The sequence below is a fragment of the Paenibacillus terrae genome, assembly GCF_000943545.1.
In the GTDB taxonomy this organism is placed as follows: Bacteria; Bacillota; Bacilli; order Paenibacillales; family Paenibacillaceae; genus Paenibacillus; species Paenibacillus terrae_A.
The window spans coordinates 1-14,645 of sequence record NZ_JTHP01000095.1; the positions used below are offsets into that span (position 1 = coordinate 1).

Here is a 14,645-nt window from a genome sequence, read left to right on the forward strand (position 1 = left end):
ACACGACGACTAATCAGTATATTGAAAATGCTTACGAGAAAAGTAAAAAAATTAATGTATTTAATATTACAAAACAAATTAATGCTCAAAAAAATTGGTGGTCTTCTTTTTTATAAATATCATAACGAAATTGAAAATTGTTTTATCTAGAGTTTGTTCATAGAGGAGCCATAGTTTTATTCATAAATTCTTAAAATCCTCCATTCTACCCGTACAATTGATACAAAACAACTGGATGATTGACCATTAAATACACTGTAAACCCGCTTCGAAGCTATCAAAAGGCAAAGAGACAAAGCTTATATTTTCATCCAATGCATCACTAAATGTCTCAGCTAGTTGTGAACCGGTGAGAGCCTCCGGGCCTGGTGCCGGTATAATACTTCCTGCAAGTTCAGGATGTCTTAAAGCATAGTAATGATATTGCGCTGCATCATTGATGCTGATTCACGAGATAGGTTTATCTGCAGGTACTGGATAGGATAGTACCCCATTATTCAGTGTCCCAAGCTTTAAGAGTCTAATTTAACAAGAGAGCAAAAATCCACCGTGCATTTGTGCGGTGGATTTTTGTGTTAATGAAGGGCAATTTTTTACCCTGCCATCGCATTAACTTACCATTGAGGATGACATGGATAGTGTTTTATTATCAAATAACAGCCCCCTTACAAAATTTAATACAAGACAAACATTTTGAATTGAGCAATTTTTTATCCTATGGCAAGGGTTGTATGTCCATCCAATCTTACGGGAGGTCAAAAGGGGCTTATTGAATGGAGCGAGAAGTGGTGAAGTGGGGCAATAACCTTCTTCGGAGAAAGTAATAGGAGGGCAGTTGTTTTCGAACAAAAATTACTGGCCAATGTCGGTAACGAGCATTTTTTTAATTGAATTGGAACCGGTTTCATAATATTAGGAGGAGAGAAATATGGATTACAAGCAAGTAGCAACTGACATCCTGAATGCTCTGGGAGGTAAGGAAAATATAACGGCAGCTGCGCATTGTGCGACGCGATTGCGGCTCGTTCTTGAAGATGAATCTTTGCTTGATCAAAAAGCGCTTGATCAAATGGATGTTGTTAAAGGGACTTTTTCCACAGGAGGGCAATATCAAATTATCCTTGGAGCCGGGATTGTAAATAACGTGTATGGCGAGTTCGCCAAACTTACGGGTCTTGGAGAAATGTCCACCGGCGATTTAAAGACGGCAGGAGCAGCTAAAATGAATCCGCTTCAACGGCTTGTGAAAGCACTTTCCGACATTTTTGTTCCGATCATTCCGGCGATTGTTGCCGGGGGTCTATTAATGGGGATCAACAATGTTCTGACTGCCAGCAATCTGTTTGGTCCCAGGTCTCTGGTCGAGATGTACCCTGGTATTGCCGATTGGGCAAGCATTATTAATTTATTCGCCAACGCTCCTTTTGTTTTCCTTCCCATCCTGATCGGCTTCTCGGCCACTCGCAAGTTTGGTGGAAATCCTTATTTGGGTGCGGCGCTGGCCATGATTATGGTCCATCCCGATCTGCTTAATGGTTACAGCTACGGCCAGGCACTTGTAGATGGGACAGTACCCACCTGGCAACTGTTCGGTTTCTCAATCGAAAAGGTTGGCTATCAGGGAACGGTTCTGCCAGTACTGGCCGTATCCTACATTTTATCGGTAATCGAGAAAAATTTGCGAAAGGTAATTCCATCTTATCTTGATAATCTGTTGACTCCCTTGCTGTCTGTCCTCATTACCGGCCTCTTGACCTTTGCTGTTGTTGGACCGGTCCTTCGCGCCGCGGGCAGCGGACTGACAGATGGTCTCTTCTGGCTCTATGATACGACGGGTTTCATTGGTGGAGGTATTTTCGGTTTTTTCTATTCTTCGATTGCCATAACGGGAATGCATCACAGTTTCCTCGCTGTGGATACCCAACTATTGTCGGACGTTGCTAAGACGGGCGGATCCTTCTTGCTTCCGATTGCCTCGATGGCGAATATCGCTCAGGGCGCGGCTACGCTGGCCGTCTTTCTCATCACACGCAACAGCAAGACGAAGAGTATCGCCTCAGCTGCTGGCATATCCGCGCTGCTCGGTATTACCGAACCTGCAATGTTCGGAATCAACCTGAAGCTTCGCTATCCTTTCATTGCTGCGATGATCGGTTCCGGCCTGGCTTCCGCCTATATTGCTTACGCACATGTGCTGTCCATTTCGATGGGACCGGCGGCGCTACCCGGTATTATCGCAATCCGTCCACAGTCCATCGCTGATTTCTGTATCGGCATGGGCATCAGCTTTCTGGTTACGTTTCTCATCACCCTGCTCTGGGGCAAGCGAAAAAATGCGTCAGCCTCAGGGGAGACTTCAAACGAAGCAGCGGATCGACCGTAAGTTTAAGCATGCTTGGAACTATTTTGCAGTAAGGAGGTTGCTGTGGAGTGGAGTGGACAAAAGAAGAGAGATACAGAAGATTAGAAGATACCGATCCGGAGGAAATCTCCGGTCTGGCCGCCAGAGTGGCAAGGTGCCCCTGGCGCCAGGGGTATCATATCCAGCCTGAGACAGGGTTGCTGAACGACCCGAATGGATTTGCTTTTTTTCATGAAGAGTATCATTTGTTCTATCAATGGTTTCCTCTCGGCCCTGTGCATGGTCTCAAATATTGGTATCATACCAGCTCCCCGGATCTCGTTCACTGGACGAACCGGGGGGTGGCGTTAAAACCGGATCGGGATTTTGACAGTCATGGAGTATATTCGGACAGTGCAATCGAACACAATGGGCGATTGTACCTCATGTACACCGGCAATACACGTGATAAGAGTTGGGAGCGAATGCCTTATCAGTGTATGGCTCAAATGGAGAGAGATGGACGTATACACAAGTTCTCCTCCCCGGTTATAAGCGGACCTCCGTCCAGATATACCGATCATTATCGCGACCCCAAAGTATGGAAACAGAAAAATTGCTTTTATGCCGTAATTGGAGCGCAACGTTCCAATCTTACCGGCTGTGCCATGCTCTATCGCTCCATTGATCTTTACAAATGGGAAGAGGTTGGCGAACTGCATACCCGTTTGTCCGATTTCGGCTATATGTGGGAATGTCCGGATTATTTTGAATTTGACGGTCAGGGGGTTCTCTGCTTCTGTCCGCAGGGAGCGAAGCTGAACGACCCTGGTAATATTTATCCGTCGGGTTATGTAATCGGTGATCCACTGAATGTGGAGACGGGAGAGTTTCGACATGGGAATTTTCGCTTGCTGGATCATGGTTTTGATTTCTATGCTCCCCAGACAACATTAACGCCGGATGGCAGACGAATTCTGGTCGGCTGGATGGGTCTGCCGGATATTGTCTATCCCACAGACGATCACGGTTGGGCCCACTGCCTGACGCTGCCGCGTGAATTGCGCGTGGAGGGCGGCCGATTGTACCAGGTTCCCGTTCGTGAACTTCAGGCTATCAGAGGAAGGGAAAGGTTCGCGGACGGGAAAATTTCAAACGATACGCTTAGTCCGGCCGGTTTTGCCGGCTCCCGTTACGAGCTGATAATAGAATTCAATAATGTAGACGCCGTCGAATTTGGTATTAGACTGAGAACAGGAGAAGAAGAAGGGACGAATCTGGTATGCAACACCAGGGAATCCAGGCTTATGCTGGATCGAACGCTGTCCGGAAGGCCGATTGCAGAAGAATTTGGTACGGTCCGAAGCTGCAAGGTGAATCCTTTGGCTGTCAAGCTGCATTTGTTTATGGATACATCATCTGTAGAAGTGTTCGTAGATGACGGCCGCGAGGTCTTTACCGCCCGAATATTCCCCCATGAGGAGAGCCGGGGATTCTCCATTTTCGCCAAAGGCGGTGATGTTCTATACCGTGCCAACATGTGGGCAATTGAAGTAGAGGGCAGCCAACTGAATGTTTTAGGAACTGGAGGGTGAGGAAAGAGATGGGATGGTTTAAGAAGAAGGAAAAGCTGGAGGTTATCGAAGTTGGAGTTCCGCTTGCAGGTAGTGTCGTTGAGCTTTCGGAAGTACCCGATCCGGCATTCGCCGGCGGCTTTATGGGCAAAGGAATAGCCATTAAGCCCCGGGAAGGTAAAGTCTACGCGCCGTTTGACGGAACAGTAGCGCATGCGTTTGGCCGTAGTAATCACGCGCTGCTGCTGGAGCATGCTAGCGGTATTCAACTGCTGATTCACGTTGGCATTAATACGGTGTCGTTGAAGGGAAGAGGGTTTACCCTACGAGTTCAGACCGGTGAAAAAATCAAGAAAGGACAGCTGCTGCTAGAATTTGATATTTCCGAAATCGAGCAGGCGGGCTTTCCGGTGATCACACCGGTGTTGGTCCCGGACGACCAGGAAATGGTGAAATCGGTGGAGACGATGGAAGGCGCTGGGGTGGTAGACGGTGTCCCACTGCTTCGCGTTCACTTAAAATGATGGTGTAGCTTGGATTTCGGAGAACCGCCAAGCTGTTACAGCACATTTGCCAGTTGATTTTTGCTTCTCAAAAATAGTATAACCACGTCAAAACGGCGAAGGGGCATAGCCAGCAGGGCCTGAAATCTCATGATTTCAGGCCCTGCTTTCTGTTGGACTTCTAATTTTTTTGCTTTGATTACATTCATTGCTCGTCGATCTTACTAAACCGCCAGAACAGGCTGATAAAATCCCCTTTTATTCTTGGAAGCGTCAAACCGGCGTACATCAGCTCGTCACCTCCGTATATCTTTCCAGTTTCGTGATGGCGGTACAGGTAACGCGAATTCAATCCTTTGCATTTCAGAATAGGCACCCTTTCACCCGGCTGGCTCAGCACTCGGAAGAAAGCAAGTACAGCTTCGCTCTGGTCATCAGAAACAAAGGCCCAGGCCGCCTCGTTGCCCTCGAACGGACTTAAAATGCGATAAAATTCTCCGAATTGGATAAGGGGGCGAATTGCTTTATACAGCGCAACTTGGGACTTGATCGTTATCTTTTCCTGCGGCGACATCTTGGTAAGATCGAGCTCGTAGCCAAGGTTTCCCGACATCGCGACATGTCCTCGGGTGTCAAGAGGAGTAACCCGGTTGACTTGATGATTCGGTACACCCGAAACATGAGCGCCCATAGACACAGCCGGATAGACCATACTGTTGCCGTACTGAATTTTTAGCCGGCTAATCGCGTCGGTATTGTCGCTTGTCCACGTTTGCGGCATGTAATAAAGCATGCCGGGATCATAGCGCCCTCCTCCGCTGGAACAGCTCTCGAACAGTACATCCGGGAAGGCGGAAGTGAGCTCGTCCAATATCCTGTACAGACCGAGGATATACCGGTGTCCCGTTTCGCGCTGGCGCTCCGCCGGAAGAAGGGCAGAGCCGATCTCCGTCAAATGGCGGTTCATGTCCCATTTGACATACGTAATCGGCGCGGAAGACAGAATATCGGACAGCGCTCCAACAATATAGTCGCATACATCCCGCCGCGACAGATCAAGTACAAGCTGATTCCGCCCCACCGTGCAGGGACGACCCGCCACATGAAGACACCAGTCGGGATGACGCCGATAGAGTTCGCTGTTCGGCGAGACCATCTCCGGTTCGAACCACAGACCGAACTGCATGCCCATTCCGGTTATCCGACGGGCTAGATTGTCCAGCCCCTCCGGAAGCTTGCGGCGGTCAACGGTCCAGTCGCCCAGGGAACTCAAATCATTGTCCCGCTTACCGAACCAACCGTCGTCTAGGACAAAGAGCTCCATACCAAGTTCTTTCCCTTCGCGGGCGATAGCTTCGATCTTGTCGGCGTTAAAGTCAAAGTAGGTGGCCTCCCAGTTATTAATTAGAATCGGACGTTCGGCGTCACGAAAATTGCCGCGACTGAGCCGCGTGCGGTACAGCCTATTAAAGACGCGGGACATCCCGCCCAAGCCTTGTGCAGAGTATACCATGATGGTCTCGGGCGTCTGAAAGCTTTCGCCGGGAGTCAGCTGCCAGGAGAAGCCAAACGGATTGATGCCGATCGACACCCGAGTCGTCCGGTACTGCTGAACCTCGGCCTGGGCGATGAAGTTTCCGCTGTAAACGAGATTGAGCGCGTATACCTCGCCATTGTCTTCATCAGCGCCAGGACGAAGTAGGGCCAGAAACGGATTCTGCTGGGGACTGCTAGCACCTCGCCGGCTTTCCGCATTCTGGATGCCGGGCATAAGGGGTCTCCGAGCAATATTTCGTTCATTGGTATGCGTACCGTAGAAGGTCAACATGTCATACTCGTCATCTCTGAAATCGATACTGGCGCTGAGCGCGCGAAGAAGGACCAGATTATCGGAGCCGGTATGGTCAAAACGAACCGACCGCGCGATAGCGTCATATTCGTTAAAGACAGTATAAATTAAGGTAGCACGCAGACCGGTCAGTGCATCTTCAAGCACAAGCTCCAGCGTATCCGCTTCGTCCTCCCGCTCGATGTAAGTGGCAGGAAGACCTGGAAGCTTTGGCTTGCCGGCGAATATCCGATGAGTCTGGTAACGGAAATCACAGATTTCAGATCCATTAGACTGGCCGACCTGATAGGCGGGTATGCCAAAATCGCCGTTCCCGTAACCCGGATACTCCTGCGGAAGGTTGTCCAAGGAGAACTTTCGGTCGGTAGGGTCAGGATTCGGAGAAAAGCCCCGATCGATAAAATCAAAAGGTACAGAATCCTGATAGACGGCGATTCGTCGTCCCCAGTATAAATGCCCAAGGTAGCCGTCGCGAACCATCTGAATGCAGTAGCTGGAACCGGGGGTTTGCAGGTGAAACACCATGCGTTTCTCATCGTAATGAATGCCCATAAGTGAAATCGTGCTCCTTTTAGTGTTATAATTTAGTAAGAGTGTGAAATAACTGATTATAGAAAACTTGTCTTCATCATTAGCGTAAAGGTGCAGAAGAACCGAAACAAGAGTAACTTTATAAACTGAAGAGGGTGAAATATTGCTGTGAATCATGAGGAGGGAAACGGGAAAGGGAAGCAGTCCTCGATATCTTTTCACTTTATAACGCCAATGCCCTATATCTTATTAAAAGGTGCCGGATATGAGCTGATTACTTCGCATGATTATATCTGGGATGGACGGAACCGTACCGGAGACCATTGTGTGCTTCAATATACATTAAATGGTCGCGGTGAGATTGAAACGGGGGGGAGGAGACATTCCCTTGAGCCGGGGGATGCTTTTCTGGCTGATGTTCCGGGCGACCATATCTACCGTCTCCCCTCTGATTCTCCCAGATGGGAAGTGCTCTACTTCGAACTGTCACACTTGGCGCTGCATCTCCTCCAGGAATGGCTGGACATAAGCGGCTACATTTTCCGAATTGAGCCGGGGTCCGATTTGGAGCATCTCCTGTGGGCCACTTATCGGGAAGCTATTGAGAACAGCTACCGCGATATGTATCAGTGCTCACGGGCCGCTTATACACTGGCCATGTCACTGGCGAGTCATCTTGTCACTCTTGCCAGCAGCGTCCCATTGCCTCCGGTTGTGGAACGCTGTAAGACCTTCATTGACAGTAATCTGCATCGGAGCATTGGCCTTCAGGACATGGCGGAGGTCTCCGGATGTTCTAAATTTCATCTCACCCGTGAGTTTGAGCGCAAGCTTGGCCTCTCTCCCGGCCGCTATTTAACTCGTATGAGATTGGAAAGAGCGGCTGCTCTTCTGCTGGAGCCCGCAAATCTGACATTGGAGCAGGTGGCGGAACAGTCCGGTTTCTCGAATGCGAATTATTTCGGCAAAGTGTTCCGAAAGTATACAGGAATGGCTCCAGGCGAATTCCGCATGGAGGGCGATTTGTATCAAATTCGGCGGTTGATCCGGAGCGATCAATGAAAATAGGGTCTTGAAGATAGTAACAGGCTGCCGAAATTTTCGGCAGCCTGTTTTAAAGCGGCTTAAAAAAAAGAAGGGTCACGCAAACACTACGTTAATGATTAGGGGGTCGATGGACTCGATAGTATCGATGACAAAAAGATCCCCGTCCCGCCGGAATGGAGTTGGTACTCCATTGACCGTGACTAACGCAGGCTCTTGGCAGGCGCCAAAACCCAATGTCCCGCCTTCTCTTAGTTGCAGCAAGGTAGAGTTGTCATCGGTAAATAAAATCGTAACCGCCGCTGTGGACAGATACTTATTAAGAAGGCCGATCAGTGTGAACCGAGGGTTCAGGATGGGAACCATCAAGTATAAAGCCACTCCGTTTTCCTTGATTGTAAAGGGGATGCTCTGACGGTATGAACACTTCATCAGTTTTCGGCTAAAATGCTCGTACAGATAGAATTCTTGATCTACATTACACAGAACTGGAATCTGGGAAGGGCTAATAGACCCGCATAGAATCCGGTCTTCCTGGTCAATGTTGAATACACCAACCGAAATGGACCCTCCGACAGGAGCCCATACCTTCAGTGGCACGCTATCCTTTTGAGGATTAACCATCAAGATGTCGGAAGTCGGCAATCCGGGTTGATCGGCTCTCAGTACTTTGCCGTCACGAAATACGAGCGGGAGCAGATCTTTCGGTTCCGTAGTGCCAGGCTTGTCGCTAAAATAAACCGGACCGCCGCTAACGGCACGAAGTACCGCATTTTGCAGCGCCTCTTCATGGTTGGTCCAAAACATATCCCAATCTCCCCAGTAAAGTACATGATGATACAAGGAGTTATAGGCGTTTTGGAACGCGTGTTCTTTAAAGCTGATTTCTTTGCCAGGGACAAAATCGTCACTGTTGCGAGATACCGATGAGGAAGGCCTAAACCATATATTTTCCGACTCCATCCCCATACAATTGATCAATTGCTGATCAAAATGCAACCCGGCAGACGCTTCTAAAGCGGTGTGCATTTCATACGCCGAACGGCCATCCGGAATGTGGTGAAACAAAAAACTATTTATCGATCCCTGGCTGTCGACCTTCACAAAATCCACGCCCGAGTGGCGAAGACTGCGATGAAAAGCATTCCAGAAACCGAATCCTTTATCCGCACGAGGGTAGGGGATGAACCGGCCTTTTGCGGTTTTATACACAAACTCACCAAATTCCTGGACGATGGCGCTGTCTGGATGAATCCCTGCCCAATAGCCAAAAAGGGTATGCCATACACCGACCCAGCGGACCCCGTAGTTCGATTTTAATACTTCAATTAAAGAAGCAAGGCCATTGGGGAATTTCTTTTGATCGGCCTCAAATGACATCAGACCCTTTTCTTTCACATCTAACCAGCCATCATCAATCATGACCCAACGCACAGGGAGGTTTTTCTCGTTTAATTCTTTGAGTTTTTCAATTAGACCCGTATCGTTAACCTCGTTACGGAACGCGTCCCAGGAGCACCACCCCAAGTATTCCAAAGCATTCGGATAACGTTTGTGTTCTCTCAGTGATGTCGGGTTACCAATTAAATCAAGTGTAAACTTCAACGTTTCCTTGATTAAGCTATAAGGGTTCTCTCCGTATGAAAGGACGAACAGTGGCGCGGAAATGTCGTCGCGGCCGCCTACGTTGGTCGAAAGACAAAGATCAAAGCCGTTATTACAGCCTCGTATCTCCGTTTTTTCAGTCAAAGTTACAACAGGCAAACAATAGGCATAGCGGGAGCCGGACTGCCAGAGAACCGATTGGGTACGTTCAGGCAGTTCACTCATACGGGAAGTAAAAAAAGGACGCGTCCACCAATCATTAAAGTGGTAAAAGCCCAAAAACTTATCCGTTTTTTGGGGCTGAGGAACCGAAATAACGATGGATTGTCTAGCATTGAAAGAAAACCGACGCCAGAATACCTCCTGAGCATCCATGCTTGCTTCCACAAAGCAGACGACTGTCGAGCCATAATCCATAAGATGGAGGTAAACCGAAATAGAATTGTCTTTGTCCGTGTACAGGCTTGTCTTTTTAGTGAAATTACCGTGTTCATCGAGCCCTGAAGTTTGGCTCATTTCTTTTAAATCCAGGCTTTGTAAAGAGGACCCTTCATCTGTCGAAACGCACACTTTCAAATTCGTTAAAAATGTAGCGTCTTCTAAATTAATCATATTTTCCATGCTTATTTAACAGCTCCTTCGACGACACCTTTAATAACTTGCTTTTGCATAATGAGGTAAAAGACAATGACGGGAATGATTGCCATAACTAGCGCGGCCATGGCAACTCCATAGTTCGATGTATATTTCCCAAAGAAATAATAGGTCGATAACGGCAATGTCTGCTGTTCTTTCGAAAGCAAAACCAGAGAGGGAAGCAAGAAATCATTCCATATCCATAAAACATCTATAATAGCAATTGTTGTTGAGATTGGTTTTAAAATAGGAAGGACAATTTGGTAGAACACTTGAATGCGCCCGGCTCCATCCATTAATGCGGCTTCCTCTAGGTCTTTGGGAACGGTTTTAATAAAGCCGTGATACATAAACGTGGCCAGACTGATGCCAAAGCCCAGGTAAAAGAAAATAAGCGCCCATTTGCTGTTGAGCATATGGAGATTTCCATACAAGGAGACAAATGGAATCATTAAGGCCTGAAACGGAATAATCATCGACGAAACCAACATAAGCAATATAATAGAGGACATTTTATTCGACCAACGAACCAGGTAATATGCTAACATGGAAGAAAACACCAAAATAGCCAAAACGGAGACGCAAGTAATAATTGCGGAGTTATATAATCCATACGAAAAATTCATTCGGGTGAACGCGTCCGTATAGTTTGAAAAATCAAACGTTTTGGGCAAGGTTAGAGGATTTCGGATAATCTCCACTCTCGACTTGAAGGAGTTTAAAAGGATCAACAAAAAGGGAAATATAAAAAGAAAGAAAAGAATAGACATGCCTGCATACCAGCTTGCAGCGGTAAATAAACGTTTATTTCGCATCAGGCGTCTACCTCCAATTTCTTCATGATTCGGACTTGCAAAATGACGATTAACGATATGATCAGGAACATCATGATGGCTTTTGCCTGGCCCTGTCCAAAGTTTCGGTAAATAAATGCATCGTTATATACATGCATGGCGATGATTTCGGTGGCTCGATAGGGTCCGCCTTTCGTTAACGAAAGATTGGTATCATATACCATAAAACTTCGTTGCAGTGTCAAAAATAGACAAATGGTAAAGGAGGGAATCATCATTGGAATTTTGATCCGTAAGAGCTGCTGGATCGGGCCGGCTCCATCCAAATTGGCCGCTTCAGAAAGTGAAGAAGGAATGCTCATTAAGCCGGCAATAAAAATCAGCATCATATAGCCTGCGTTTTGCCAGACCCCGACAGTAACAAGCGCCCAAAACGCTTTCGTCGTATCTCCTAACCAGGAGTAGGACAGAAAATCAAGGCCCCATGCTTTTCCAAAATAAACAAGCACACGAGAAAATATGAATTGCCATACAAATCCTAGAATGATCCCGCCTACTAGATTGGGAGTAAAAAAGCCCGCGCGATAAAAATTCTGACCCTTTCTTCCTATCGTTACAAGCAAGGCGAGGAAGAAGGCAACAACATTGGTTAAGATCAGCGTGAAAAATACATAACGGACGGTGAACCACAGGGATGTCCAAAACTCATTGTCCGAAAACGCGGCTCTATAATTATCAAAACCTATAAACCGAAAAACGGAAGAGGTTCCATTCCAATCGGTTAAGGTCATTATAAAACCAACGACAAATGGAACGATCACCACTGCTGTAAAAACAAATAGCGGGATCAACGCGAAGATGGAAAATACCGTAATCTTTTCTCTCAAAGTCGTTTCTTTATACAAGGTTATCCCTCCATACCCTCCGTACTGGAGAATGTGAGTGGGATAAGCGAGTCCGCATATCCCACCGTCTCAAAGTTTTAGTTGGATTTTTTCTTAGTCCAATACGCCTCGAATTCTTTAGCTAAATCAGATTTGTTAATCTTATCGGCCAAATATTTTTGCATGGAAGTTCCCATCGCAGGATAAGCGTCTGCAGGGTAGTACGTATTCATCCATTCCAACGTATTCTCTGATTTCATATAACTGAGTACGGATTGGGAAAGAGAATCTGCAGGTTCCGCAGTAAAATTATCGAAGACTGGTAAGAAATTGAGTTTGTTGACATAATAATCTTGACCTTCTTTAGAAGAGACCATCCAATTTAAAAATTCCTTCGCTGCTTTTTGCTGGTCGGTTGTGGATTGCTCTGCATCGACGACCCAATAAGACGGAACGCCGACAGAGATCTGGGAATTGCCATAGTCTTCTGCGTTATTGCTTATCGGCACAGGGAGAAATCCATATTGGCCCTCCGGATCAAGTTCTAGAATCTGAGGGTACGCCCAGTTCCCCATAAACCACAGTCCGACTTGTCCGGTAGCCAAAGCTATGGGGCCATCGTCATAAACAGGGGAGAGAGGAGCGCTTTTGTTAATGTTGTACGCTTTCATAAGATCAAAAGTATTCACCCAACCGGAGAATATTTCATTCTCGGAGAGCTTGACGGTACCATTCTTAAGATCTTTAATAAATTTATGACGTTGATCTCTATCTGAAGATTGGTCTGCAAATAAAATATTGGTATAATGGGCGCCTAACGACCAGTCTATGGGAGAAACGTGGATTGCTCCTTCCGCCGCACCTGATGACGTGATTTTATCCATCAGCGATTTGAGCTCATCCTGTGTTTTTACTGTTGCGGAATCAAAATTTCCGCCACTTGCTTGGTCCAACACCTTTTTGTTATAAATCAAACCGAAGGCCTCAACCGAAACTGGCATGCCTTTGATTTGGCTGCCGTCCCTTACATAATCCAAACTGCCTTTCATGGTATGCGAAACCCAGGGTTGATCGGACAGGTCCAAAAGTTTATCATGCATAGATTCATATTCCGCACCCATCATACTAATAGTAGGCGCATTGTTCGATGCATAAAGAGTTGTCATTTTGTCGAAAGCGTTTTGATTACCGAGAGAAATAATAGAAACCTTGACTTGATCTTGTGATGTATTGTAGTGTTCCACCATTTCTTCGAACTGGCTGATGATCTCGGACTTCCCGATAAGTACAGATATCTCTGTAGGACTTCCTGCTTTAGCAGGTTCACCTCTTTGATTGGCGGAAGAAGAGGAGTTCTCTGATCCGCTGCAAGCGGCCAAACCGGAAGCAAGAAGTGCTAAGATTCCAACTGTAGTAAGTAGTTTTTTCATTGTTGAATCCCCCTATTTCTTAGTTTACCTTTTTAACCGATTCTGAAGGGATAGCACTCTTCATGTATTTGCTCTATTTTATCAGTTCTCTCGCGGGTAAATCACCAACACCTCCTTATAAACTGTCATTAGCATCAAAGGATAATCACAGTTAAAAAGTAGTTAAAAAAATGAGTTAAAACATCGGTTAAAAACAAGTTAAAAGCACAACATCATGATATTGTAACCGTTTTATTTTGTCAATCCATAACTTAATATTTGTTCGATTGATCCTACCGCTCTGAAGGAATGCTTTTGACGAATGGTGTTGTTTTTGTTAAGATTTATTTAACTTTATTTTTACTTTTTTAACTTCGGGGGTGTTTATTTGGCTACGTTATCCGATGTTGCCACAAAAGCCCAGGTTTCTATTGCTGCCGTTTCCCGATTGTTCAACCAAGATCCAACCTTATCCATTAGTCAGGATACGAAAGAACGAATCTATACTGTTGCTTCGGAGTTGGGTTTTAAAGGGGCAAGGAAGCGATCGAAACCATCAAAAAAGCTTTTCAAGATCGGAATGGTCTTGTGGTGTTCTCCGGAAGACGAAACAGACGATCCGTATTTCCTTTCCATCCGCCAAGGCGTAGAGAAAAGATGCCAGGAAGAAGGAATTGTTCTTGGTGAGGTTATCCGTATGAACGGCATAGAGGATGGAGCATCCTTGAACGGTATGGATGGTTTAATCGTAATTGGGAAGATTGACAGCAGAGACTTGGATTCTTTATACGGTAATAATGACCGAATTGTATTCGTCAATAATTTTGCTCAGGACCGTCAAAAATATGACTGCGTTGTTTCCAATTTAGAGCAAGCCACAAAGGATGTACTAGAACACTTGCTTCAATTAGGCCATAAGCGGATCGGTTTTATTGGGGGGAGAGATTATTCGCCTGTTAAAGGAGAGCGGAAAGGAAGGGAAATTCCAGAAATCCGCTACTCTGTTTACGAAAAGATGATGAGAGAAAGAGGGATGTTTTCTAGGTCGGATGTATATTTAGGAGAATGGACAACAACCAGCGGTTACGAACTTATGCGAGAAGCCATTCAGAAGGGGAATTTGCCTAGTGCTTTTTTTATTGCCAACGACCCGATGGCCATAGGTGCGATGCGCGCCCTGTACGATGAAGGTATTAAAGTACCTGACGAAGTGGCTGTTGTAGGTTTCGATGATATTGATTTAGCCGGTTTCGTTCAGCCTTCATTGACCTCTGTTAGAATCTATACCGAACAAATGGGGAGAACCGCGGTAAATCTGCTGTGCGAACGAATTAAAGGCCGTGATATCCCCTTAACAGTTACCGTTTCCACTAAGCTTATGGTGCGTGAAAGCTGCGGCGCCACTAGTGACTCTAGAAATGGTCAACTTTAAGAGTCTAATTTAACAAGAGAACAAAAATCCACTGTGCATTTGT

10 protein-coding genes are annotated in these 14,645 nt (G+C 46.3%); 5 read left to right on the forward strand and 5 right to left on the reverse strand.

The window, feature by feature from the left end; genetic code table 11:
- The first annotated feature begins 928 nt into the window (after nucleotides 1-928).
- The 3 genes from QD47_RS26760 to QD47_RS26770 are packed head-to-tail and all read left to right on the forward strand — an operon-like array spanning nucleotide 929 to nucleotide 4,439.
- The gene (locus QD47_RS26760; RefSeq protein ID WP_044648980.1) at nucleotides 929-2,383 is read left to right on the forward strand and encodes a sucrose-specific PTS transporter subunit IIBC; all 1,455 of its coding nucleotides are present in this window, start codon (nucleotides 929-931) and stop codon (nucleotides 2,381-2,383) included.
- Nucleotides 2,384-2,430: 47 nt separating this feature from the next.
- Nucleotides 2,431-3,936, forward strand: a complete 1,506-nt coding sequence (locus tag QD47_RS26765; protein WP_044648981.1) for a glycoside hydrolase family 32 protein — start codon at nucleotides 2,431-2,433, stop codon at nucleotides 3,934-3,936.
- A gap of 8 nt (nucleotides 3,937-3,944) precedes the next feature.
- A complete protein-coding gene (locus QD47_RS26770) occupies nucleotides 3,945-4,439 on the forward strand; it encodes a PTS sugar transporter subunit IIA (protein WP_044648982.1) in 495 nt (164 codons plus the stop codon).
- Nucleotides 4,440-4,623: 184 nt separating this feature from the next.
- Here QD47_RS26770 and QD47_RS26775 read toward each other — a convergent pair whose 3' ends face one another.
- Nucleotides 4,624-6,819: an alpha-galactosidase gene (locus QD47_RS26775; protein ID WP_044648983.1), complete on the reverse strand. Its 2,196-nt coding sequence runs from the start codon at nucleotides 6,817-6,819 to the stop codon at nucleotides 4,624-4,626.
- 147 nt (nucleotides 6,820-6,966) lie between these two features.
- On the opposite strand from QD47_RS26775, the gene QD47_RS26780 reads away from it, so the two are divergent.
- Nucleotides 6,967-7,860: a helix-turn-helix transcriptional regulator gene (locus QD47_RS26780; RefSeq protein WP_044648984.1), complete on the forward strand. Its 894-nt coding sequence runs from the start codon at nucleotides 6,967-6,969 to the stop codon at nucleotides 7,858-7,860.
- Nucleotides 7,861-7,938: 78 nt separating this feature from the next.
- Here QD47_RS26780 and QD47_RS26785 read toward each other — a convergent pair whose 3' ends face one another.
- From QD47_RS26785 to QD47_RS26800, 4 genes are all read right to left on the reverse strand, one after another.
- A complete protein-coding gene (locus tag QD47_RS26785; RefSeq protein ID WP_044648985.1) occupies nucleotides 7,939-10,068 on the reverse strand; it encodes a Sip1-related alpha-galactosidase in 2,130 nt (709 codons plus the stop codon).
- Nucleotides 10,069-10,070: 2 nt separating this feature from the next.
- Nucleotides 10,071-10,898 (reverse strand): carbohydrate ABC transporter permease, encoded by an 828-nt coding sequence (locus QD47_RS26790; protein ID WP_152643882.1) that lies wholly within the window; start codon nucleotides 10,896-10,898, stop codon nucleotides 10,071-10,073.
- Nucleotides 10,898-11,782: a carbohydrate ABC transporter permease gene (locus QD47_RS26795; protein WP_044648987.1), complete on the reverse strand. Its 885-nt coding sequence runs from the start codon at nucleotides 11,780-11,782 to the stop codon at nucleotides 10,898-10,900. Before QD47_RS26795 ends, QD47_RS26790 begins: the two co-directional genes overlap by 1 nt.
- A gap of 77 nt (nucleotides 11,783-11,859) precedes the next feature.
- Nucleotides 11,860-13,191, reverse strand: a complete 1,332-nt coding sequence (locus QD47_RS26800; protein WP_044648988.1) for an ABC transporter substrate-binding protein — start codon at nucleotides 13,189-13,191, stop codon at nucleotides 11,860-11,862.
- A 367-nt stretch (nucleotides 13,192-13,558) separates the two neighbouring features.
- Between QD47_RS26800 and QD47_RS26805 the strand changes: the two genes are divergently transcribed.
- Complete coding sequence (locus QD47_RS26805) at nucleotides 13,559-14,602, forward strand: LacI family DNA-binding transcriptional regulator (protein WP_044648989.1); 1,044 nt, start codon at nucleotides 13,559-13,561, stop codon at nucleotides 14,600-14,602.
- Nucleotides 14,603-14,645: the final 43 nt, after the last annotated feature.

Excerpts from the sequence above, each read along its gene's own strand:
- QD47_RS26770 (WP_044648982.1), top strand. The coding sequence starts at position 3,945 with ATGGGATGGTTTAAGAAGAAGGAAAAGCTGGAGGTTATCGAAGTTGGA.
- QD47_RS26790 (WP_152643882.1), bottom strand. The coding sequence starts at position 10,898 with ATGCGAAATAAACGTTTATTTACCGCTGCAAGCTGGTATGCAGGCATG.
- QD47_RS26785 (WP_044648985.1), bottom strand. The coding sequence starts at position 10,068 with ATGGAAAATATGATTAATTTAGAAGACGCTACATTTTTAACGAATTTG.
- QD47_RS26800 (WP_044648988.1), bottom strand. The coding sequence starts at position 13,191 with ATGAAAAAACTACTTACTACAGTTGGAATCTTAGCACTTCTTGCTTCC.
- QD47_RS26760 (WP_044648980.1), top strand. The coding sequence starts at position 929 with ATGGATTACAAGCAAGTAGCAACTGACATCCTGAATGCTCTGGGAGGT.
- QD47_RS26775 (WP_044648983.1), bottom strand. The coding sequence starts at position 6,819 with ATGGGCATTCATTACGATGAGAAACGCATGGTGTTTCACCTGCAAACC.